This is a genomic window from Mycobacteriales bacterium, from assembly GCA_036497565.1.
Classification (GTDB): domain Bacteria; phylum Actinomycetota; class Actinomycetes; order Mycobacteriales; family QHCD01; genus DASXJE01.
In genome coordinates, this window is the sequence record DASXJE010000094.1 from 1 (window position 1) to 23,107 (window position 23,107).

General features: G+C 65.3%; 21 protein-coding genes. 7 read left to right on the forward strand and 14 right to left on the reverse strand.

The window, feature by feature from the left end:
• Positions 1-70 precede the first annotated feature (70 nt).
• Positions 71-829, reverse strand: coding sequence for a class I SAM-dependent methyltransferase (locus tag VGH85_08375; protein HEY2173811.1), 759 nt, complete (start codon positions 827-829; stop codon positions 71-73).
• A 232-nt stretch (positions 830-1,061) separates the two neighbouring features.
• On the opposite strand from VGH85_08375, the gene VGH85_08380 reads away from it, so the two are divergent.
• The 6 genes from VGH85_08380 (at position 1,062) to VGH85_08405 (ending at position 7,426) form a co-directional block, all read left to right on the forward strand.
• Positions 1,062-1,364: a PLDc N-terminal domain-containing protein gene (locus VGH85_08380; GenBank protein HEY2173812.1), complete on the forward strand. Its 303-nt coding sequence runs from the start codon at positions 1,062-1,064 to the stop codon at positions 1,362-1,364.
• Positions 1,365-1,523: 159 nt separating this feature from the next.
• On the forward strand, positions 1,524-2,384 hold the full coding sequence (locus VGH85_08385) for a phytanoyl-CoA dioxygenase family protein (GenBank protein ID HEY2173813.1): 861 nt from the start codon (positions 1,524-1,526) through the stop codon (positions 2,382-2,384).
• A 67-nt stretch (positions 2,385-2,451) separates the two neighbouring features.
• Positions 2,452-3,024: a TIGR03086 family metal-binding protein gene (locus VGH85_08390; protein HEY2173814.1), complete on the forward strand. Its 573-nt coding sequence runs from the start codon at positions 2,452-2,454 to the stop codon at positions 3,022-3,024.
• Positions 3,025-3,035: 11 nt separating this feature from the next.
• Positions 3,036-5,930 carry a LuxR C-terminal-related transcriptional regulator gene (locus VGH85_08395; protein ID HEY2173815.1) on the forward strand — a complete coding sequence of 965 codons (2,895 nt, stop codon included), beginning with the start codon at positions 3,036-3,038 and terminating at the stop codon, positions 5,928-5,930.
• Positions 5,931-6,055: 125 nt separating this feature from the next.
• Positions 6,056-6,298 (forward strand): hypothetical protein, encoded by a 243-nt coding sequence (locus tag VGH85_08400; protein HEY2173816.1) that lies wholly within the window; start codon positions 6,056-6,058, stop codon positions 6,296-6,298.
• A gap of 9 nt (positions 6,299-6,307) precedes the next feature.
• Positions 6,308-7,426 carry a substrate-binding protein gene (locus tag VGH85_08405; protein HEY2173817.1) on the forward strand — a complete coding sequence of 373 codons (1,119 nt, stop codon included), beginning with the start codon at positions 6,308-6,310 and terminating at the stop codon, positions 7,424-7,426.
• Between the two features lie 72 nt (positions 7,427-7,498).
• Here the strand turns inward: VGH85_08405 and VGH85_08410 are convergent, their stop codons facing one another.
• The 7 genes from VGH85_08410 to VGH85_08440 all read right to left on the reverse strand — a co-directional run bounded on the left by VGH85_08410 (position 7,499) and on the right by VGH85_08440 (position 17,467).
• Positions 7,499-9,439, reverse strand: a complete 1,941-nt coding sequence (locus tag VGH85_08410; GenBank protein ID HEY2173818.1) for an ABC transporter substrate-binding protein — start codon at positions 9,437-9,439, stop codon at positions 7,499-7,501.
• A 111-nt stretch (positions 9,440-9,550) separates the two neighbouring features.
• Entirely contained in the window at positions 9,551-10,639 is a 1,089-nt protein-coding gene (locus VGH85_08415; GenBank protein ID HEY2173819.1) for an ABC transporter ATP-binding protein, read from the reverse strand.
• Positions 10,636-11,610 carry an ABC transporter ATP-binding protein gene (locus VGH85_08420; GenBank protein ID HEY2173820.1) on the reverse strand — a complete coding sequence of 325 codons (975 nt, stop codon included), beginning with the start codon at positions 11,608-11,610 and terminating at the stop codon, positions 10,636-10,638. Before VGH85_08420 ends, VGH85_08415 begins: the two co-directional genes overlap by 4 nt.
• Before the next feature lie 62 nt (positions 11,611-11,672).
• Positions 11,673-12,524 carry an ABC transporter permease gene (locus VGH85_08425; protein HEY2173821.1) on the reverse strand — a complete coding sequence of 284 codons (852 nt, stop codon included), beginning with the start codon at positions 12,522-12,524 and terminating at the stop codon, positions 11,673-11,675.
• Positions 12,521-13,573 carry an ABC transporter permease gene (locus VGH85_08430; protein ID HEY2173822.1) on the reverse strand — a complete coding sequence of 351 codons (1,053 nt, stop codon included), beginning with the start codon at positions 13,571-13,573 and terminating at the stop codon, positions 12,521-12,523. The genes VGH85_08425 and VGH85_08430 overlap by 4 nt, the downstream gene beginning before the upstream one ends.
• A 601-nt stretch (positions 13,574-14,174) precedes the next feature.
• Positions 14,175-16,229: a glycoside hydrolase family 66 protein gene (locus VGH85_08435; protein HEY2173823.1), complete on the reverse strand. Its 2,055-nt coding sequence runs from the start codon at positions 16,227-16,229 to the stop codon at positions 14,175-14,177.
• Between the two features lie 41 nt (positions 16,230-16,270).
• Entirely contained in the window at positions 16,271-17,467 is a 1,197-nt protein-coding gene (locus VGH85_08440; GenBank protein ID HEY2173824.1) for an ROK family transcriptional regulator, read from the reverse strand.
• Positions 17,468-17,675: 208 nt separating this feature from the next.
• On the opposite strand from VGH85_08440, the gene VGH85_08445 reads away from it, so the two are divergent.
• The gene (locus tag VGH85_08445; GenBank protein ID HEY2173825.1) at positions 17,676-18,032 is read left to right on the forward strand and encodes a YciI family protein; all 357 of its coding nucleotides are present in this window, start codon (positions 17,676-17,678) and stop codon (positions 18,030-18,032) included.
• 29 nt (positions 18,033-18,061) lie between these two features.
• Here VGH85_08445 and VGH85_08450 read toward each other — a convergent pair whose 3' ends face one another.
• From VGH85_08450 to VGH85_08475, 6 genes are all read right to left on the reverse strand, one after another.
• On the reverse strand, positions 18,062-18,769 hold the full coding sequence (locus VGH85_08450) for a hypothetical protein (protein HEY2173826.1): 708 nt from the start codon (positions 18,767-18,769) through the stop codon (positions 18,062-18,064).
• Positions 18,770-18,813: 44 nt separating this feature from the next.
• The gene (locus VGH85_08455) at positions 18,814-19,740 is read right to left on the reverse strand and encodes an alcohol dehydrogenase catalytic domain-containing protein (GenBank protein HEY2173827.1); all 927 of its coding nucleotides are present in this window, start codon (positions 19,738-19,740) and stop codon (positions 18,814-18,816) included.
• A 43-nt stretch (positions 19,741-19,783) separates the two neighbouring features.
• A complete protein-coding gene (locus tag VGH85_08460; GenBank protein HEY2173828.1) occupies positions 19,784-20,509 on the reverse strand; it encodes an SDR family NAD(P)-dependent oxidoreductase in 726 nt (241 codons plus the stop codon).
• Between the two features lie 23 nt (positions 20,510-20,532).
• A complete protein-coding gene (locus VGH85_08465) occupies positions 20,533-22,038 on the reverse strand; it encodes a cytochrome bc complex cytochrome b subunit (protein HEY2173829.1) in 1,506 nt (501 codons plus the stop codon).
• 112 nt (positions 22,039-22,150) lie between these two features.
• On the reverse strand, positions 22,151-22,762 hold the full coding sequence (locus VGH85_08470; protein ID HEY2173830.1) for a hypothetical protein: 612 nt from the start codon (positions 22,760-22,762) through the stop codon (positions 22,151-22,153).
• Positions 22,763-22,883: 121 nt separating this feature from the next.
• Positions 22,884-23,107 (reverse strand): hypothetical protein (locus VGH85_08475; GenBank protein HEY2173831.1); only part of this gene is annotated, 224 nt, incomplete at its 5' end.

The window sequence follows — 23,107 nt, forward strand, 5'->3', positions numbered from 1 at the left end:
GGTCAAGCTGCTCGGTCATCGGCCTACCCCGCCGGCTGGACGTCGACTGACGGAAGGCCTCGAATAGCAGTCACCTGCGGCGGGCCTTCCACACCTCCTCGCTGGGCCAACGCCGGGACCAGTCGGGGTCGGCGTAGTCGAAGGCGCTGGTGGCGCGCTCCGGTGCCTGCACCTCGATGAAATCCTCGACCTCGAACCCAGAGTCGCGCAGCAGGCGAATCATCGGCCCGGTGGGCAGCTGAAAGGTAACTCCACCGGCGTCATCCTCGACGCGGCACAAACCGAACTGATCGCGCAGCAGGGTTCGCCCGGCAGGTACGTCGTCGAGCAGGCAGAGCGTGAGCAACGTCGAGTTGCGCATGAATACGAGCTCGCCGCCGGGGCGGAGCAGCCGGGCGGCCTCCGGTATCCACCGGTACGGATCGCACCAGCCGCTGGCGCCGTGCTCGCTGATGGCCACGTCGAAGCTGCCATCTGGGTATGGAACCGCCTCCGCACTGGCGTGCACCAACGGAAAGCGCTGCCCGAACTCCTCCTGCATCGCACGGGCGGTCGCCAGCTGTCGCTCAGAGTTGTCGACGCCGACCGGGCGCGCACCGAGCCGGGCCGCCCACGCGCAGATATAGGCGGTACCGCAACCGAGCTCGACCAGATCCCGACCGCTGAGATCGGCGGGGAAGACCGGCAGCTTGTCTCCGGGGATCTCCCACAGCCCCCAATACGGGCTGGACGACCATTGCTCGCGAGCCCGATCGCTGAATCCTGCGCTCAGCCGGCTGTCCCACAGTTCGCGGTTCCGCCGGGCATGCTCCGACAACCGTTCGCTCATGTCCGGTCATGCAACTCCGCCCAGCGAGCGGCGCGCAAGCCATATCCGAGCCACTGCCGCGGGACAGGGTGGGGCGGCGCTCAATACGTGGCTGGGTTTCGGACATCGAGGCGAGCATCCGGCAGCTGTCAACGGTATCACCCGCGCAGGGTGAGGCCGGGGCGCGCTATTGCCGTCCACGATTGACTCGAAAGCCCCGTCGACGTCGGTCGGATTGCTGGAGGTAGGGGACATGGACTGGTTCTGGCACGCATTGATGATCTGCTTGGTCGTCATCCCGGTCACCCTGCTGTGGGTGTCTTGCCTGATCGACATCGTGCTGCGGTCGGATCTGGCTGGCTGGCACAAGGCGCTTTGGGTGCTCCTTGTTCTGCTCGTCCCGGTGTTCGGTGCGCTGATCTATCTGGTCGTCCGCCCGGCGCTACCAGCCGGCTGGGTGACTGACAAGAATGCTGCGCGCACCGGATCACAGGCATCTGCCCGGTCGACAACCGACGCGGTTGACCCCGAGCACTTCCGCTCCTACGTCGGGTGACTGATCGGACCGTTCCGAACCTGTGCGACAAGAGCGCGGCAGGATGGCACCACAGGGTCTCGTCGCGGACGTAGACGGGCAATGCCGGACGGATTAGCATCGCCCGTGATCCAGCCGGCGGCGAAAAGGATTGGGACAGTGGGCTCCGGATATCGATTCTTGACCGACGAACAGGCCGAGCATTTCGTGCAGAAGGGCTACATCCTGCTCCGCGACTGCTTCACACCCGAAGCAGCAGGCGAATACACGGAGACGATCTGGACCCGGCTCGGATACGATCCCGAAGATCAGTCCACCTGGGAACAGACGTCTGTCCACATGCCCTCGCACCGGCAGATCGACGTCAAGGAATTCGCGCCGACGGTGTGGGACGCGGTGTGCGATCTGCTCGGCGGCGAGGAGCGGATCGTCCAGCCGTACGTCTGGGGTGACGGGTTCATCGTCAACCTGTCCGAGGGCGCCGACCGGCCGTGGCAACCGGCGAGTGCACAGTCCCCGGGCTGGCACAAGGACGGCGACTTCTTCCGGCACTTCTTGGACTCACCCGAACAAGGATTGCTGACCCTGGTGCTCTGGACCGAGGTGCAGCACCAGGGCGGCGCGACGTTCGTTGCCGCGGACTCGGTCGGCCCGGTCGCCCGCTACCTGGCCGAACGGCCCAAGGGCGTGCTACCCCGGGACATCGACACCCCCGGCCTGATCGGTCAGTGCAGCGACTTCGTCGAGGCGACCGGCCGGACCGGCGACGTCTATTTACTGCATCCCTACATGTTGCACGCCAAGGCCCAGAACGTGCTGCGTCTGCCGCGGGCCATCATCAACCCTGCCATTCACCTGCGGGAGCCCATGCGTTTCGACCGCGACGACCCGTCCCTGGTCGAGCAGGCGGTGCTGCGCGGGCTGGGCGCGGATCGCTACTCGTTCGCGCCGACCGCGCAGCGTGAGGAGGTCGTGCCTGAGCGCGTCCGTCGGCAGCAGGCGATGAAGATCGCCGAGCAGCGCCGCATGGCGGCGTCCTGAGCCGGCCAACTCAGGCCGCCCTGACGTAGAAGCGGGTATCGTTACAGGACGGGTGACGGGGGCGGCCATGGATCAGTTGGCGACACTTCAGTATTCGTTGGATGAACTGCGTGCCGTGGTGGCCTCGCTCGACGACGCGGAGATGGACACCGCCACGAACTGCGAGCCGTGGACCGTCCGCCGGCTCGCGAGCCATGCGCTGAACAACCAACTGGTGTGGGCGGGTTTGGTCACGGGTCAAGAGCTCGCGTCGGTCGACGACACCATGAGTGCGGTCCCCATCGATGGTGACCTCGCGCCCGTCGCCGACCAGATCGTTGAGCGCACGATGCCGCTGTGGCGGAGCGATGGTGTGCTGGATGCGACGCACGCGACCCCATTTGGCGAGGTGCCGGGGGCTGTCGTCATCAATTTCGCCACTGTCGACGCAATCATGCATGCCTGGGACCTTTCGGCCAGTGTCGGCCGTCCGATTGACTTCAGCCCGGAGGCGCTGCCGGCGATCAGCGCCGTAGTAGAGGCGACATGCACAGATGAGGTCCGGGCAGGAGGTCTGATCCAGTCAGCGACCGAGCCGACAGCTGATGCATCGGCCACCGAGCGCTTGGTCGCGGCGGCCGGGCGGAGCCCGCGCGGGTAGCACCGACGGACATGACGAAGGCGCGCCCGGGCGGCACGGTGACATTCCTGGTCACCGAGCTCGATGATTCGACGCGACCCTGGGAGGACGCCCCCGCGGACATGGCGGCCGCACTGCAAGCGCACGATGCGATCGTCCGCGACGCAATCGAGAGCCATGGCGGCTACGTGTTCGCGACCGGCGGCGACGGTTACTCGGCGGCATTCTCGACCGCCGCCGACGCGGCCACTGCGGCAGTCGCCGCGCAGCAGTCGCTTGCCCAAGCCACGATCCCGCTCGGGGTACGGATGGGTCTTCACACGGGCGTAGCGCTCGAACGCGACGGGACCTACTTCGGAACTGACGTGAGCCGCGCCGGGCGACTGATGTCACTCGCACACGGTGGCCAGGTCGTCGTCTCCGACGCGACTGAGGTGCTGCTGCACGATCGCGTGCGATTGCGGCCGCTCGGAGAACACCGCCTGCGCGGCCTCCATGGCCGGATGACGGTGCACCAGGTCGTCGCCGACGGACTGCGGACGGAATTCCCCGTCCTGCGGTCCGTCGATCGCTTCGCGGGCAACCTGCCGCAACAGGTGAACTCGTTCGTCGGCCGTGAAGATCTCGTGACTGAGGTTGCAGATCTCGTGCGGTCGAACCGGCTCGTCACGCTGAGCGGCGTCGGTGGTGTCGGCAAGACGAGGCTCGCGTTCGAGGTGGGTGCGGAGCTCGCCGGCGAATTCCCCGACGGCACGTGGCTGGTGGACCTCGCGCCGATCGGCGATCCGGCCGCCGTCACCGCAGCCATCGCGACAGCGTTGGGCCTCACGCCACAGGGGAACCTCGCACTCATCGACACCGTCGCCGAGGCGCTCGCGGGCAAGCGGCTGTTGCTCCTGATGGACAACTGCGAGCATGTGTTGACCGCGGCGGTCCCGGCCATCGCCGCTATCCTCGGTCGGTCCGGGGAAGTGAATATCCTCGCGACATCGCGCGAGTCGCTCGGAGTTGCCCGAGAGACGCTGCTCTCCGTTTCGCCGTTGGCGCGCCGGGGTGGCGCGGCGTCGGATGCCGTCACGCTCTTCGTCGACCGGGCGCGCACCGTGCGCCCGGAGTTCGCGCTGGAGGAGCCTGACGAAGCCGCCGCGGTGGTCGAGATCTGCGAAGTGCTCGATGGGCTTCCCTTGGGCATCGAGCTCGCGGCGGCGCGGATGGCGGCGATGAGCGCCGGCGACGTCCGGGACCGGCTTGCCGATCGGTTCCGGCTGTTGAAGGGACCCGAACCGGGGCCGGGCCGCCAGCACACTCTGCAGCATGTGGTGGATTGGTCCTACGGCCTGTTGATCGACGACGAGCGCGCTCTACTGCGCACCGCATCGGTCTTCGCCGCCGGCTTCGACCTGACGGCCGTCAGCGCGGTCGTCGACAACGCCGACGACGTGGTGATCCTCGGGCACCTTGACTCGTTGGTGCGCAAGTCGCTCGTCGTCGCCGACCACTCCACGCCGCGCACGCGGTACCGCTTGTTCGAGACTATCCGGCAGTTCGCCGAGGATCGCCTCGCGGAGTCCGGGGCGCTCGAGCAATCGCGCGATCGGCACGCCAGGTACTTCGCGCACGCGGCGGCGGCGCGATGGGATGGCTGGAACGGGCCAGGGTGGCGCGACGCCGTCGACTGGGTGGACGTCGAGCTCGACAACCTTCGTTCCGGCTTCACGTGGAGTTCACGACGTGGCGACGTGGAGGTCGCCACGGACATCGCGGCGCACGCGGCGTTGATGGGTTTCTCCGTGCAACTGTTCGAGACCCTGGCATGGGCCGAGGAGTTGCTCGACGCCGCGACGGCTGCGGACGTCCGCCGGCTCCCTCGTCTCTACACCGCCGCGGGCTACGCATGCTTCGCCGGACGCGCCGAGGCAGCGCGGACTCATGCGCACCGGGCAACCGAGCTCGAAGTGGACTCGCGCTATGACGCATGCGAGCCGGGCTACGCGTCGTTCATCGAAGCGCTCTGCAGCGTCTACTGCGGCGACCTCGATCGCTACGTCGAACTCACCGGCGCGGTGGCACAGCGTTACGGGAAGGAACGAGCCTACGGCATCGCGTCGTACGTCGACGGCTTGCAGTCGAGCGGGCGCGTGGACGAGGCGCTAGCCCTCGCCGAGGACTCTGTCGCAGCGGCGCGGAAGATCGGAAATCCCTACTGGATCTCGTATGCGCTCTGGATCGTCGGCCTTGCGTTCTCGAAGGCAGATGCGCAACGCGCGCTCGCAGCGTGGGACGAAGGCGTCGCGTTCGTGCGAGAGCACCGGGTCGAATTCTTCGAGGGGTTCCTCGCGCGCGATGCTGCACGGCTGCACACGTCCGACGGTGAACCCGAGACTGCGCTCGTTCTCTTCTCCGACGCGATCACCGCGTTCCATCGGGTGGGCAACGTCCCCCAGCTCATCATCACCGTCGCCAGCGTGCCCGCCCTGTTCGAACACATCGACCGTCCGGAGCCCGCCGCGATGCTGCTGGCGGCGATCACGCGCGAGCCTTCAGGTGCGCGCCACGTACCTGGGCTGAGTGATCTCGACAAACGGCTCACGCGGCGGCTCGGTGCGAAGCGAGCGCAAGAAGTCGCCCGAAGCGGGGCCGCGATGGACCTCAACGAGGTCGCCGCATACGCGCGGCAGCAGATCGACCGGGCGCGGCGGAGCCCGATCGCGCGTCAAGTGAGGCCCGGCGGTCTGAGTCGTCGCGAGGTCGAGGTCCTTCGCCTCGTCGCCGACGGTCTCACCGCTCGCGAGATCGCGACCCGGCTGTTCATTTCAGCCCGTACCGCCGAGCACCACATCCAGCACGTCTACACCAAGATCGATGTCTCGGGCCGCGCCGCCGCAACCCGTTGGGCCGTCTCGCACGAGGTTGTCGGCGCGAAATAGGTAGCTCTACCGATGCCGCGTCCACGGCGGCTCAGAAGAATCGAACTCACCAGCCACACCGGCTGCCGTCTCAAATGACAAGAGGGAGAATCGTGATGATCCTCGCAACTACGACAGTCGCGAACGTGGACCAGTTCCTGAAGGTGTTCGGCGAGCAGGGCGCCGACAAGCGCGCGGTGCACGGCTCGAAGGGTTCGACGGTGTTCCGCGACCCCAACGAGGAGAACCGCATGTGGGCGATCTTCGACTGGGACGAGCAGGGCTGGACGAACTTCGTGTCCGACCCCGAGGTCCCGGCCGTCCTCAAGGACGCCACTCATCTCGCCAAGCCGGAGTCCGCGGCCGTGCTCGGCACGTACCGGGCATAGGGGCCGGCCATGACCACCAACAGCAACAGGCCGGCACGCGTCGGCCTCGTGACCGATCAGTCCGGCCCCTTGTCGTTCATGGGGATCGCGAATGCCAATGTCGCCAAAATGGTGATCGACGACATCAACGCCCGTGGAGGCCTGCTCGGTCGCCCGGTCGAGTTGTTCATCGAGGACAGCGCCACCGACGACGCCATCGCGGAAGCCGTCGCGGCGAAGCTCGTCGATGACGTGCAGGTCGACGTCGTCCTCGGTGGCATCTACAGCTCGACGCGACAGGCCATCAAGGGACCGGTCGTCGATCGGGCCGAGAAGCTGTACATCTATCCGGAGCAGTACGAGGGCCGTGAGTGCCATCCGCTGATCTTCTGCACCGGCCCCGTGCCGGCGCAGCAGGTCGACCCGTTCTTCCCGTGGCTGATGCAGCGGACCGGCGCAAAGAAGTTCTACATGCCGTCGGCCGACTACATCTGGCCGCTGACGATGAACAAGCGCGTGCGTGAGGTCGTCACGACTCACGGCGGGTCGATCGTCGGCGAAGAGTACTTCCCGCTCGATCACACCGACTACGAGCGCACGGTCGAGGACATCATGTCCACGGGAGCCGAGGTCGTGTTCAACACCATCGTGCCGCCGGGCCTTACCCCGTTCCTCGAGCAACTCCACGAGGCCGGGTTCACCGCGCGGGGCGGGCAGCTCGTCTGCACGTACTTCGACGAGAACTTCCTGAACCTGGTGCCGGCCGAGCACGTCGAGGGTCTGTACGGCTGCCTCGACTGTTACCGGGACGTCAAGGATCCGTTCACCACCGAGCTCCTCAACCGGTACGACGCGCTATACCCAGGTAGTGCGACCTTCACCGCCGGCAGCGCGTGCTCGGGTATCTATCGCGGCCTGAAGCTATGGGAGGCAGCCGTCAACGAAGGCGGCTCGCTCGACCAGAGCGACGTCATTCGGGCGCTGGATCACGCCCGCATCGCGAAAGGCCCAGGTGGTCCGGCCGAGATGGTGCCCGGCCAACACCACGTCCGCATGAACATGTACATCGCTCAGTCCCAAGGTGGGACGTTCAAGGTGGTGGAGAACCTCGGTCACATCGATCCGCAGGAGTGCGAAGTCGAGTCGTGACCCCGCAGGTCGGAGCTCCTGTCGCCCATTGCCCGGCCGCGCCAAAGGGCGCGACCGGGCACCGACGGCGTCCTACTTCGTCTGGGTCATCTGCAGGTACCCGGCCTGCTGCCACACGACCGGCTGGGCAGCGCCCCCGAGGCCCGTCCACAACCACTTGGCCGTGTCCGGCGGGAAGGCCGCGTACCGCGACGTCCCGTACGCCTCGTGGAAGGCGTTGTTGTACAGCGGCAGGATCGGCAGATTCTGGTTCACCCACCGCGCCCAGTCATAGGTGTACTCGGCCCATTTGCTCTTCGGCGCCTCGTTGACCTGCCGGTTCAGCGTGGCGCCGACGACTACCTTCCCGAGCCCGGGAACGTTCGCCTCTGGACCGATGCCGATCGCCACATTGCCACCCAGATCCCCCTTGCCGTTGTACCAGGACGGGTAGTTCCAGGCGGGCAACGAACCCTGCGCAAAGGTGGCGGAGAAGTCAGCCAGGGGGTTCGGCGTGCCGCCCCAATCCATGAACCATTCACCGATGGAGAAGTTCCCGGCCTCGAGTTGCGAGACGTAGGTGCCGGCGTCGACCGTCACTTCCTGGGCCTTGATCCCGAAGTTCTTCAGCATGTTGGCGATCGCCTGACCGTCCTCGTCGAACTGCGAGTAGCCAGCCTCTTCGGTGATCGTGACGTTCCACGGCTTGCCGTTCGGCAGCAGCCACGTACCGCCAGCCTTCTTGAACCCGGCACTCTTCAGGAGAGCGCTGGCTTTCGACTCGCTGTGTTCGTAGTGGTTCATCTTGTCCATCTGGGCCTTGGTGATGTACTTCGGCAAAGCCATCGCGTCGTTGATGCCGTCGGGTGCGATCGCCGGCGGGTCCTGGATGAGCTTGCCGCCCATGTCCAGTTGGGTAAGGGTCTTGCGGTCGATGAGGTAGGCGAGTGCCTGCCGGACCGGAAGCATTCCGTACGGGTAGTCGGCCAGGTGGAAGACCAGGCTCTCCTGCTGCACCGCCGAGGGAATGAAGACGTAGTGGCCGCTCCCGGAGTGGTTCAGCTTGTCCACCTGCGGGTCAGTGAACTGGGCGAACTGCTCGAAGTCCATGGTCCCGCCCGCCAGACCCCCGAAGGCCGCAGTGACGCTGGCGGGAACGATCTCGATCCACGGAACGCGGATGACCTTCTGATCCCACCAGCCCATCCACTTCTTGAACAGAATGCCGCTCTCACTGGAGGACTTGATCGTGTACGGTCCGCTTCCGATGAGCTTGGTCGGATTGAACTTGGCCAAGGCCGATCCGGTCGCAAGAACGACCTTCCCGGCCGCCGACTTGGCCGCCGCGTCGATGCTGCTCTTCGTGGGCGACAGGAAGTCGTAGGTGTGCCAGTAGCTCAACAACTTCTGGGTGAATCCGGCCGGAAGGATGCTGCCGTACTGGCTGGACGGAACCATCCAGATCGTCATTATCGATGCGAGAGCGTTGTCGATGACGACCCAGTTGTGGAGCTTGATGACGACCTGATGATCGTTGGGCGCGGATAGCCCTGCGATGTCCCCCCACACCGAGTTGCCGTTCGCACCCGCTAGCAGGAAGCTGTCGATCACGTCCTTGGTGGTGAAGGGCGATCCGTCCTGCCATTTCGCTTCCTGGCGCAGGTTGAAGGTGATCTGGTGATCGCCGACCGTCCAGCCCTCGGCCAACTCCGGGACGTACGGGTTGGGCCCGGGTCGTAGGGTGTTCGAGTACGCGCCAAGATTGAGCAGTGACAGGTTGAGGAAGGGTGTGGGCGTGGGACTGTAGGGATTGTCGGAGATTCCGCCCGTCCAAGCGGTATTGGCGATACGAAACGCCGACTGCGTCGACGAGTAGTCGGCTGGGTCGACGACCTTGTTGGACGTCGCCTTCCCTACTCCGCCGTTGCTGCCGCTCGATCCCGATAAGTCCGAGGTGCAGGCCGGCACCACGAGCAAGAGCGCGGTGGTTACGACGCCCAGGGGTACGATCCGCCGACGCGTCCTTCTCCTCATTGGTTCCTCCTCCTGCTCTGTGGTCTGCGCGACCCGCGAGGTGCGGCGAACGCGGCACCCACCGCGATCGCCGTGAGTGAGCTGATGATGGCCAAGTCGTCGCCCACGAGATCAGCCTTCGACATTCCGGCGAGCCGGAGGAGAACCGCCAGCATAAGCAGTGTCATGCCGACCCGGACCAGCACTTTGGCGTAGGCCTGCCGCATCGCCGTGATCCTCCTCCGGCGTCATCGATCGGGTAATGGTTGGGATGCGCTCGGGAAAGAAGCATGCCGCCCTGTGCCCGGGTGCCACCTCGGTCAGTGGCGGCACCTCCCGGCACCGGTCATCAGAAAACGGGCAGCGGTCGACGAATACGCAGCCCCGGTGCGAAGCCCCGCCTTCGAGACGGTCGGAGATCTCGTTCTCTGCACGCATGTCTGCGACGTCGGGGTCCGGCACCGGAATGGCCTGCAGCAGCAGATACGTGTAGGGGTGGCGGGGGTTGGCGATGACCTCTTCGGTGGGTCCGTCCTCGACGACCACGCCGTAGAACATGACGAGGATCCGCCCGCCCCTGCTGAAGTACCGGACGACACCGAAGTCGTGACTGATAAACACAAAACTGATCTGCTGCCGCTCTCGGAACTTCAGCAGCAGATCCAGGATGGCGACCCGCATCGAGACATCGAGCATGCTGGTCACCTCATCCGCCACGACCAGATTCGGTTCGAGGCTGATGGCGCGCGCGATCGCGACTCGCTGCCGCTGTCCGCCGGACAATTGGTGTGGGTAACGACGCAGGAAGGCCGGGGTCGCGTCGAGACCGACCTGCCGCAGGATCTCGAGCAGGCGTGGCTCGACGGTCCGATGCGTGGCGAAGCCGTGGCGCAGCAGCCCGTATCCGAGCGTGGTTCCTATCGTCAGTCCTGGATTCAGGGAGCTGTACGGGTCCTGGTGTACCAGTTGGACCTGACGTCGCCAGACCTTCTTTGACTTACCTCTCAGGTCCGAGATCTCACGATCCTCGAAGCGCACCGACCCGGTGCTCGGTTGGAGGAGGCCCGCGACGATCTTGCCGAGGGTGGTCTTGCCACAGCCGGACTCGCCGACCAGGGCGACGATGTCATCGTTTCCGACGCTGAGGTTCACATCCTTCAACGCCGGCCGCTCCGCCGACGGGAATCGGTGCGTGACATGGTCCACTTCGAGCAGGCTCATCGAATCGCCGCCTCCGCATCTTCGTTGACCACATGGCATGCGATCCGGTGGTGATGCGCATCGGCGAGCAACGGGGGTTCCACCTCTCCGCACACATCACGCGCGTGCCCACAGCGAGGGGCGAACCGGCACCCTGCGGGTAGCTCGGCAAGGTTCGGAACCTCTCCACCGATGGAGCGGACCGCGAGGCCCTTGTCGAGAATGCTCGGAATGGCATCGGTGAGGGCTTGTACGTAGGGATGCCGTCGGCGCGCCTTGAAGACCTCGCGGACGGTACCTGCCTCGACCAGGCGGCCCGCGTACATGACCGCTACCCGGGTCGCGAGTTCCGCCACCACCGACAGGTCATGGGTGATGAAGATGATGGTGATGCCGAGTTCGCGGTGCAGGTCGCGAAGGATCTCGATGACGAGTCGTTGGTTGAGCACATCGAGTGCTGTGGTCGGTTCGTCCAGCACGACCACTGACGGCCTCAACAGCAGGGTGAGTGCGATGGCGACCCGCTGTTTCATGCCGCCGGACAGTTGACTCTCGTAGGCCCTCCAGATCTGGGCGGGCTTCAACCGGACCAATTCGAGTAGTTGCTCGAAGTAGGCCCGACCTTCCCGGGGATCGGGGAACTCGTCGGGGTGGGCCTGCAGGATGTGATCGACCTGAGCGCGAATTGTGATGACGGGATTGAAGGAGTTCATCGCCGCCTGGAACACCATGGCGATGTCGGCGCCGAGGATCCTGCGCAGCTCCCTGGGAGGCAGGCTCTTGAGAGCGACGCCCTTGAACCGGACCTCGCCGGAGGTGACACGACCCGGCGGCGGAATGGCGTCGAGAAGGGAGTAGGCAAGGGTCGACTTGCCGCAACCGGACTCGCCGACTATTGCGTAGATATCGGCGACGTGCACATCAAGGCTGACATTCTCGACCGCCCGGACAGAACCGCTCCCCTTTCCAAATGTGACCGTGAGGTCTTCCACCTCCATTATCGTTCCGGTTGCCTGGTGCACGGACGCACCGGCCAGGTCTCCGTCGTGTGTGATCATTGAACTCGCAACCGAGGGTTGAAGAGGCTGTCCAGGATCCTGGTGAAGTACACGAACGCCACTTGGAGAATGACGATCGCCGCCATTGGCGAGAAGAGATAGAGCATGCTCTTGGTCGTGTAGAGCGCGCCTTGGTTCATTGCAGAGTTGATCATCGCTCCCCAGTTGGTGCCGCTGACTGGGGCGATGCCGAGGAGGAAGAGCCCGACCTCGGCGTAGATCGCGCCGGTTATGGCGAGCAGAAAGTGAATCGCGACGTAGGGGCCGACGTTCGGGAGCAATTGGCGTGTGACGATGTTGCTGAGTGATGCCCCCTGCAGCCGGGCCGCTTCGATGAAGTCACTGGTTCGGAGACTCAGCGCCTGCGAGCGGACGGCGCGAGCCAGGCCCGGCCAGGCGGCCACCGAGAGGATGAGGGCCAGTACGACCGGGTTCGCGCTACGCACCACACTGGAGATGATCAGGACGATAGGAAGGCCGGGGATGGTCAGGAATACGTCGGTGATGCGCATGATCACGTTGTCCGCAGTACCACCGAGGTAACCGCTCACCAGGCCTACCACGACGCCGACGAAGACGGTGATCAGCGCAGCGAGTACGCCTACCTCCATGATCGGTCGGGTGCCCACGATGATCTCGGATAGGACACCCTGACCGAAGGAGTCGGTGCCCAGTGGGTGGCTCAATGAAGGCGTCAGGTAGGCGCGGCTCGGATCCGCAGCCGTGGACGCCTGCGTGATGTAGGGGCCGATGACGGCGATCACGACGTAGAGCAACACGACGACCGCACCGATCAGGGCTGTCCAGTCCGACCGGGCGATGCGCCAGAAATCTCGGAGGAAGCTCACACCTGTACCCCTCCGACGGCTACGGGCTCGTCGGGCTCCGCGACCTGGCGCCTGAGCGCCGGCCGGGCGATGCGGGGATCGATCGCCGGATACAGGAGATCGACGAGGAAGTTGGCCACGATGACCGCTGTCGTTATCAGCAGGAAGCAGCCCATCATCACGGAGTAGTCACGTGAATTGATGGCCTCTATGAGGTGATAGCCGAGTCCGGGGTAGCTGAAATAGAATTCGATGAATACCGAGCCGCCGAAGAGGAAACCGAGCGACAGGGCCAACCCGGTTACCTGCGGCAGCATGGAGTTGCGGCCGACGTAGGACTGTGCCACGCGCTTCGGGCTGAGACCTCGTGTCTCCGCCGCTCGGACGTATTCGGCGCCGAGCACCGACACGGCTGTCCCCTTCATGCCGAGCGCCCATGCTCCGAAGGACGTGATGACGAACGCCGTGATCGGCAGAATTGCGTGATCGATCGCGCTGGCGATGAATGGGGCGTTGAAGCCGGGCGTGACGTCGACCGCATACGCCCCTGAGATCGGGAAGTAGTGATAGATGTCGGTCAGGAAGTACAGCAGCACGATGGCGACTAGGTAGTTCGGGATGGCGCTCAGGAACGACACGACGAACGTCATCACTTTGGAGAAGGCGCTGTTCTGGAACGCTGCCATCAGGGCACCGATGGCGATGCCGAGGATGAAGCTGATGACCAGAGAAGTGCCGACGATGAAGATCGTCCACGGGGCGGCGGAGGCGATGACGTGGACGACGGACTCACCAGGATTGGCTATGGACGTGCCGAGATTCCCGTGGAATGCATTGCGGATGTATTCGACGTACTGGTGCCAGACCGGTGCGTTGGGGGTGACGCCGTACACCGCTTCGACGCGTTGCCTGATCTCTTGTGGGGACATGCCGCCTTGTTGCATGAGTTTGCCCTCGAGAGCAGCCATGGGACTGCCCGGCATCAGGCGGATCATGAAGAAAGAAAGAGACACGACGAAATAGATAATCGCGAACGCCATCACAAGGCGTTTGGCGACGTATCTCAGCATCTTCGGTCCACCCTTCCGCAGCGACGCGAATGATGAAACGATTCAAAATATGGTGGCCCATAGTACGGCGGCCGATTTGGGGAGTCAATGGACGCGACCCGATCCCGGAAAGAGCGGACCGGACTCCGGGTGTTCGCTCGCGGCCACCTGTCACTGAACGACGCGGCGCGCACGGTAACTACTCGGGGACGAAGGCTGATGATTTGCGCGCTCAAGGATCGTCTTCCTCGCGGCTAGATGATCTTGACGACGGGAGGGCACCCGTAGGTCAGTGCGACGGGCGTTGGTCGGTGACTGGGCCGAGCATCGGTGTTTGTAGCAGTCTTTCGTACGAGTAGGAAGACAGGATCTTCGCCAACGACCCGTACCTGTGGACCTTGAGGCGCGTTCGCACTAGGTTGTGCCGAAGTCAACGATGGGAGAGCTAAGGGTTCGCGGCGCGGCCGAGCACAACCTGCGACCGCAACGCGACGCGCGGTCGCAGTCTCGCCGCGGTCGTTGGCGTCTCAGTTCCTGGCTTGGGATACGTCGAGTTCTCGTTAGCTCACTCACCTTCGCTTCGAGTGCAGACGATGCGATTTGGCGCAGGAATCCTGCATTCTCAAGGGAGCGTGGGTGCGTCGCCCGGGCCTGTCTGGCTCAGGTAGACCATGTCCCAGTAGTTGAGCCTGGGCAGAGTGAATGAAACGTACGAACCCTTGGCGTCGGCGCCGGTCGTGAACGGCACCCGATAGGTCGTCCCGTCATTGACGTCCGGCGAGGCGAACATGACCGCCTTCGGGCGATGGCGGTAGTAGTACTTGACGTGGGCATTGGTCAGCTGGGTCGGGGCCGGGTGCGGCGACGTGATGTGCGAGCATCCGTCGCACTTGCCGGTTTGCCACAGGGTGCTGGACTGCCCCACGAGGTTGATGAACTGGATTATCTCGTGACTCGCGTCGGCCTTGGTGAACGCCCAGACGCTGTTCGGCGCCGCGTTCCTGCTCACCGCCTGCCCGTCGATCGAGACGGCCTGGGCCGTATTGGTTTGTCGATCGCGCAGGAGGTTCTCATAAGCCGTCATGAAGTCGTAGTAGCTCTGAACCGATCGCGACAGGGAAGCACTCATGGGCGTGGCCCCCGCGCGGTACTCCTGGTAGTCCAGCATCTGGCCCGAGTCACCAAGCTCTTCGTGACTCCCACCGCTGGCGAAGAGGGCTGAGTCCATGAGCAGCACGTCCGGCGTATCGAAGCTTCCACCGCCGCCGTTGGTGTAGTCGACGTACGCGGCGACCGCCAGCGACTTTCCACGTCCGGTCGGGCTGGCCGAGGCGCTCTCGTCAAAACCTTGGTCGACGGCCTTCTTCAGCGTGTTGTAGTCCCAGTACTGGTCCTGGTCGTTGGGCCATAGCTCCGTGTAGAGAAGATCGGCCGCGCTGGTGTTGGCCTCGCAGTGGGCGTGGTCGTAGCTCACCGGGTTGAACATCAGATACTTGCGGCCCAGGACGCTCTTGGCGTACTTCAAGAAGGACGGGAACGTTCCGCTGATCCAGGTAGGCGAACCGGCGACGTTATGCACCGGAGTGCTGCTGTTGGCCGTTTCGGTATCAGTCGTGCAGGAATTGCTCGCGACGCCGGCGGGCTGGCCGTCGTATCTGTAGTCGATCGTGTCGGGGTCGCCGAACGTGTCGCCGTGATAGCCATCGAACCCGAAGGCCTGGATGGCGGCCATCTCCTGCTTCATCAGGAAGCGCTGCCAGTCCGGGTTGCTCGGGTCCATGTAGTCCCATTGGAAGAACGACAGCGGCGTCGTGTGACTCGTGTCCTGGTAGATGCCCCACGTCGGACTGATACCGAGACCCTGCGTGTGGTAGTCCGGAGCACCGCAGCACCAGCCGTTATCCGCCGAGAAGATGGCGTTGTAGGGCATCGCAACGATGTTTTTGTTGTGAGCGGCGCCGACCAGATCCTTGACCGCAGAAGCGTAGACAGTGCGCTGGTTGCCGTCGTCGATCCATGAGGAACATGGCGCGCTGACGGTGCCGCACAGGGGCTGGTCGTGGTTGTACTGCCAGTCGTAGAACTGCAAGCCATCAATGTGGTAGCTCGACATCGTCTTCATCACCGATGCGGCCTGCGCCGGCGACAGATCACTCTTCCCGAACGAGTTGTTCGTCATGTATCCGTAGCGAGGGAAGCGGGCCCACGATGAAGAAACATCGACGGCGACGTTGGCGGAGTCGAGTGGCCCCCCGGACGCGTCGGTCGCCACTGCGCGAGCCAGGTAGCCCGTGTAGTCGGCCCGTGGCGCCTTCCAGGTGAACGTCAGCGTGCGCGATGCACCCTCGCTCAGACTGAGAGGCTGCCGAACAGGCCGGCCGGCCGCCTGTTGCAGCGCCGTGAAGTTCAAGGTCACCGCGCCGCTCCTGATTGGGCGGCCTGTCTTGTTGGTGACACCGATCGTCACTCTCACCGTTTCCCCGGGTGAGTAGCGAGACTTGTCTGTCGCGATATCGGTGATCACCTGCCCAGTAGGACCGGCGCCGGCGGCGCCGCGGGCGTCAGTCGGTGCGGCAGAGCCGACACCGGCCGCGCCGACCACCAGGCCCGAGGCCAGCGCACCTACCGCAACGGCTGTGCGGAGGCGCAGTCTTCTGCGGTATTTGGTGCCTGACATGTAGGAGCTCCTTTGATTGTCGGGATCCGGGAGGACGCGCCTCAGGCGATGGCCACGCCAGGGCTCCGAAGCAGCGGATCGAACACGTGCTCCATGGCCAGGCTCGCGGCGCCGCGGGCCCAAGCGGTCCGGTCGCTGCGCCAGTCGTCGATCTCCAGCGCGAAGCTGCCGGACAAGCCACCAAAAACATGAGCATCTATCGGCTCGCGGAGGTCGGATAGGAGCCGTTCGCTCACCAACGACGCCTCGCCGCCGAGAATTACCAGCCTCGGGCTGAGCAGGTTGACCAGGTTGGCGATGGCGACGCCGAGCCGGCTGACGACGTCGGCGTACAGGCGCTCCGCCTGGCGATCACCAACGCGCGCCAACTCGAGGAAACCGTCCAAGTCGAGTTGTCTGAAGCGACCACCGAGTTCCCGTACGCGCTGGAGCAGCCCGTGGTCGCCGATGTATGCCTCGAGGCAGCCGTCCTTGCCGCACTCGCAGCGCCGCCCTCCCAACTCGCTGACCTGATGCCCGAACTCGCCGGCCCCGCCGCTGTAGCCGCGATAGACGACGCCGTTGTGGACGAACCCGGCGCCCACGCCGCGCCCGACAGTGATCACCGCGAAGTCGCGTTCCCGTCGGCCCCGACCGAAGAGGCTCTCGGCTGCAGCTAGCGCGTTCACGTTGTTGTCCACCGAGACGGGCACACCGACTCGCTCACGCAGCAGATCCGCGACGCGCACGCCCCGCCAGCCGAAGGACGGAGAGAGCCGACAGATCCCGCTCCGCCAGTCGACGGCGCCCGGCATGCACAGGCCTATCCCTGCGAGCCGTTCCCTGGGCACGTCGGCTGAGTAGAGCAATGTCTCGACCGCTGTGGCCGCCCGCTCCAGCACTGTGTTCGTCGTCTGCGAGCGCAACGCAAACCGCCGGTCGGCGACCACGCTGCCCTTGAGGTCTACGAGCACTGCCAAGATCGCGTCGTCCATCAGCTTGAGACCGGCGACGACCCAGGTGGAAGTGTCCAAGTCGAGGAGCACCGGGCGTCGGCCACCGGTGGAGACCCCGACCGACTGCTCGACCAGTAGACCCTCATCGATCAGCTCGCCGACGATCCGGGTGACGGCGCCGTTGCTCAGGCCGGTGCGGCCCGCCAGATCACTGCGGCTGACCGGCCCCTCCTCCCGCAACAGGCGCAGGATGAGCCGACTGTTCAACGCCCGCACGGTGCCCTGATCACCTTTCGCGGCCATTCATTCCTTCACTTATTTGTCTCTGTAGAAGAAGGGGTCGGACGCTAACCGCACCCCGCCGTCGTGTCAACGGGTGTGTTCGTGGAGAGACGGCCAAGATCATCTAGCGAGGGTGAGAAATGCCGATCAGCCCTGTCGATCGGGGCCCACCCCGTTCGTCAGAATATTGATCGAGCCAACTGGGCTCCATGACGATCGGACGCGTGACATGGCGAAGTTCCTGGTCCTGATCTACGGAGACGAGCAGCGGTGGGCCGGCGCGTCGGAACAGTGGCAGCAGACGAACGCCGCGCGACATGCGGACTTTGCGGTCGAGGCCGGGGCCGCGCTGCTCGGCGGAGCCGAGTTGGAGCCGACACGGGCGGCGATCAGCCTGCGCGCCGACTCTGCCGGCCGTCCGGTGACCACCGACGGCCCGTTCGTCGAGACCAAGGAGGCGATCGGGGGGTACTACCTACTCGAGGCGCCTGATCTCGACGAAGCGATCAGACTCGCCGGGTTCGTGCCCGAGGCCTCGGCGCCGTTCAGCGGAGTGGAGGTTCGGCCGATACATGAGGCGAACTGAATGATCCCGAGGCGCTTGCGTATTGGTATCTAACGTTCGCGGGCCTCGGCCCGGTCCCGGATGCCACGCAGCATCCGGCGCATCATCGCGTAGTCGGCGCACTCCATCAGCACCACCGTGATCGGCACCAGCGGGCGCCGCCACTCGTAAATCGTCTTCATCCGGTTGATCAACCGAGTCTTTCCGCCGGGCAGCGGGGCCAGACGCCACGCCCAAACGCGGTTCGGCGAGCGCCACAGCAGCCACGACGGCTCGACGAAGCTGTCGACCTGGAACGCTGTGCGCTCGGACGGCTTCGGGACCATGGCGAGCCACTGACCGACGTGAAGATCCTGCAGCTCAGGGACGATCCGCCGAACGCTCGGACGCGCGAAGTTGTCCAGCAGGTCGCCCGCATACCAGCCGGCGCGCCGATACCCGACCTGGACCAGCCACGGCCACACGTCCTCGGGTTCGGCATCGATGGTGATCGAACGCGTGGTCCGGTACTGGGCCCGGGGTAGCAGGTCGTCGCCAGGCATCGGTGCTGCGACCTCGGCCGGCGTGGCCCCCCAGGTCCGGTGCCAGTGGCGCAGCAACGGCGTGATGACGTACCAGGGCAGATCGGCGAGAGCATCCCGGATCTGACCGGGCAGACCCGCGCCGATCCTCGGCGGCGTGGCCCATTGCCCCGCAGTCGGCCTTTCGATCGCATCGGACCGCACGCCGGCAGCTGGGGCCGCGAAACGCTCGCCCATGACAGCTCCCCCGTTCGCCTCGGGATGGGATCACGATAGACCGGTCAACTCGACACCGTGGGCTGAACGATCCAGCGGCCGCGGACTCCGCCGGAGAACGCCGACAGCAGTGTGCCGCCGGCCCGTTCGAGTGGGACGGTGCCGGCGATTCGGGCGGTCAGTTCCCCCTCCGCCGCGCGTTGCAGCAGCGACGCGAGGAGCGGCCCGTCAGGCTTGACCTCGACAGCGAACACGGTGGCGTGGGGAACGTCTGGGAGCGGCAGGAGAGATAGCACACTGCAGAACGTGCCGGCGGAGGCCACCGACGGCAGCAGAGCGACCTTGAGCACCTGGTCATCGAATTGCAGCGGGGCGGTATCGAACACGGCGTCGTAGGTCGTGCCGTCCAGATCGGTGACAAGCCGGGCCTTGCGCGACTCGACGAACTCCCGGTCGCCCTCGCGGGCCAGGCCGGTCACCGTCCAACCTGCCGCGACTGCCAGCTCGATCGCGAGACCACCCAGGCCGCCGGCGGCTCCGGTGACCAACAGGGTGCGCCCACCCGCGACTCCGAACATCGTGAGAGCTTGGGCGGCGGTCAGGGCGTTCATGCCGATTGATGCGGCCTCGATCGAGGTGAGAGTGTCGGGCACGAGCGCGACGTCAGCCTCGGGAAACATCACAAATTCGGCGATCGCCCCGTCGATGGTGTCGTCGGCCACCCGTACCCCCGCGACGCGGGCGCCGACCGAGACTCCCCGAACGCCGGGTCCGACTGATTCAACCCGCCCGACGGCATCCCATCCGAGCCCGACCGGGCGGTCGTGGGTGATTAAACCCAACTGGTGTACGGCGCCGGACGTGACGAACCGGTCGACGTAGTTGATCGTTGCAGCCTCGACCCGGACGAGCACATCCCGTGGCCCCGGTACAGGTATCGGGGCGTCAACGGGTGCGGCGGTGCCGTCGCCGGTGGTGGCCAGGACACGCATGCCTACCTCCAGAATGGTTTGTGATCTTCGGTGGGTTCAGCGGCTACCACGCGACAGGTCCGAGACGGTCGATGAAGGTGCCGCTAGGCCCGTCGGCGTCGATGGTCGCGAGTGCGACGATCGAGTCAGTACCCTCGGTGACCGTCAGCTCGCCGGTGTGATTGTTCATGTCGGTGGCGGCAAACTTGCGGTTCGCGACCTCTCCGGGTGTGGCGACGTTGAATTTGATCTCCGGGAGCGCCTGGGCGTACCGCACCGTGATCATGTTCAGCGCCGCCTTCGATGAGCTGTAGCCGAGCTCGTGGATCCTCGAGAAGGGCTGCTCCGGATCCGTCACGACTGTGAAGGAACCCCCGGCACTGGACACCATCACCACTCGTGGGTGCTCCGCCGCCTGCAGCAAGGGAAGGAACGCATGCGTGACCCTGATCGGTCCGTACACGTTGGTGTCATAGACAGAATGGATCTCGTCCGCCGTCGCATCCGCAGGCGCAGTCCCGTCGCCCGGCGCGCCGGCGTTGTTGATCAACACATCGAGACTGTCTGTGTGCTCCCGAACGCACCGCACGGCATCGGTCACCGATTCGTCCGAAGTCACGTCCAGTGGGACGAGAACCACCTTCGCGCCGCCATCCGTCAGAGTGTCCGCAGCGACTCGTCCTCGGGCTTCGTCACGCGATCCGAGAAAGATCGTCGAGCCCCGCTCTGCGAGTCGCCGGGCCGCCTCGAGGCCAAGCCCCTTGTTGCCACCGGTGATCAACACCGTCATCGGTTCTGAGTTCGTCATGTCCTTTAGGACGAATCTCGCCGCTCTGCTGTGACATGACGACTCCGTTTGGGTACCGGGGCGCCGGCGTAGCTGAGACTGCTCCGCTGGTCCCGGTGGGGCAGGGCGACTGGTTGGTGGACTTCGATGAACTGCCCGGAGGGCTGCATCCTGATGATGCCTGTCTCGATGCCGTGTTCGAGCACCTCACGGTCGTGCCGTTGCAGACCGAGGCAGATGCGGTCGGACACGTGGTAGGCGATCGGAGGCATGGTGAGCAGCGCTACGCGGCCGGCCCAGATCATCCCGTTCAGCGAGATGTCGAACGCATTCGCGACGGCGTCGTTACCGCCGGAGACGAAGAGGACAAGGACATAGGTGAGCGCCATCGCGCCGAGGCTGGTGCGCACCGGAGCGTCGCGCGGACGTTGGAGCAGATGATGGGCGGACCGATCCTTCGTCTGCCGGGCCTCGATGAACGGGTACGCGGCGGCGACGACGATCAGGATGCCGGGGAGTACGACGGTCGCCCAGAACACCGGCGGCACGTCGTGGCCCCAAAGCCGGATCTCCCACGCCGGGAACAGTCGGCTCGCACCGTCGACGAAGGCCAGATACCAGTCCGGCCCGGAGCCGGCCGCCACCTGGGCTGGGTCATATGGACCGTAAAGCCAGACGGGGTTGATCTGCGCCATCCCACCCAGTGCAGCCAGCATCGCGAAGACCAAGAAGCACAGCCCGCCGGTCTTCGCCGCATAGTTCGGCCACAGGCGACTACCGCTGATCGTCTGTTCACTGCGGCCCGCGCGGGGGAACTCGGTGTGCTTCTGCCTCACAACCAGCGCGATGTGGGCTCCAAGCACTGCGATCAGGACGGCCGGAATCAGGAGCACGTGTGCGATGTAGAGCCGTCCGATGATCAGATGACCCGGAAACGGGCCGCCGAAGAGCAGGAACGAGAGCCACGTTCCGATGACGGGGATGGAGAGGATGCTCGCGTCGACGACGCGCAGGCCGGTGCCGGAGAGCAGGTCATCGGGAAGCAGGTGACCGGTGTAGCTCTCGACCACGCCCAGAATGAGCAGCAGGAGGCCGATCAGCCAGTTCAGTTCGCGCGGTTTGCGGAGGGCTCCGGTGAAGAAGACCCGCAGCAGATGGAGGAAGATCGCTGCGAGGAACAGTAGTGCGGCCCAGTAATGGATCTGCCTGACCAGCAGCCCCGTGCGGACATCGAAGCTGACATTGAGCGTGGAGGCGTAGGCCCTCGACACAATGACGCCTTGCAGCGGCACGTACCGGCCGTGGTACGTGATCTGTGCCATCGAAGGATCGAAGAAGAATGTCAGGAAGATGCCGGTGATCACCAGCACGATGAACGAGTAGAGCGCGATCTCGCCCAGCATGAACGACCAGTGGTCGGGGAAGACCTTGTTCAGCGCCGTGCGGGTGAACCGGGCCAGGGGGACCCGGTCGTCGAGGAACTGCGCCGCTCGCCCCGCCCGGGTCCCCGCTCGCCGCGGTGCGTGCGCCACCGGGGGCTCCCTTGCGTTGCCGACAGGTACACCCCACATGACGAGGCAGCTGAGCGCGCGGTGACATGAAGGGATGCGATCCTCGACCGTTTTGAACCACGGTCACTGTCGGCTACGCGCAGCCGACGAGCTGCCGCAAAGAGCCAGCCCAGCTGTACGACGGGTCTGTCCACAACAACGAGATGGTGATGGGTGGCGAGGCTGGCGACCTGGTCTGGACGGTGACACTCCACCAGCCACCGCCCCGGTGCTGGCTCCCGTGCAAGCCGCCGACGGACGCTTCGTCGACCAGCCGCATCCGCGCCTTGTCGGGATTGGCGCAGTAGCGCTGGAGGACGAGAGCAGCGGCATGGGCGGCCGCTGCTCGGGACGGCCCAGGAAGGTAGGGAAGGCTACCTGCCACCTGGTCACCATCCACTTTGGGCAGCGATAGCCGGGTACGTCCAGGCAGACCGTCATACCGCCGGGTGTCGTCGTAGAGCTCGGCGATCTTCGGCCCTGACGACGTCATGGTCACGGCGGCGGCGGTGGGGTGATGCATTCCGTGGCGCAATGCCAGCAACCCCACGACAACGAGCAATACGACCAGCAAGCAGCTGAGTGCGCGGGCCGCTGACGGCAGGCGACCATCAGCGCCGGCGGTCGTGCCAGCAACAACCGTGCCAGCTACATGGGTGAGCTCACCAGCTTCCAGCACCACGCCGGACGCACGCTTGTGGTTCATGGCGAGTCCCCTCCTCGAGTGGGTTTCGCCGCACCGTGTCGTGGTGCCTACGGGCGCGTGCCCGTAGAGCCGCTCGGGGCCGGCCGCCGTCCGGTGCGGATGGCGGCTCGCCTCGCTCGGGTCAGCAGGGGTGGACGACGTGGGTTGGTCGGCACTGGTCGATCGGCACGTGGCCGCCGGTGCCGCTGTTGCCGACCACGGTGCCCGGCCCGGCCGGGTGCGAGTCGCTGCTGGTGCCCGTGGTCAGTAGCACAACCACGATCACGGCGGCGGCGAGTGCCGCGACGGCCAGCAGTGTCCAGATGAGTTTGGCCGGGCGTTTGCTGGGTCGGTGGAGGATGGGTT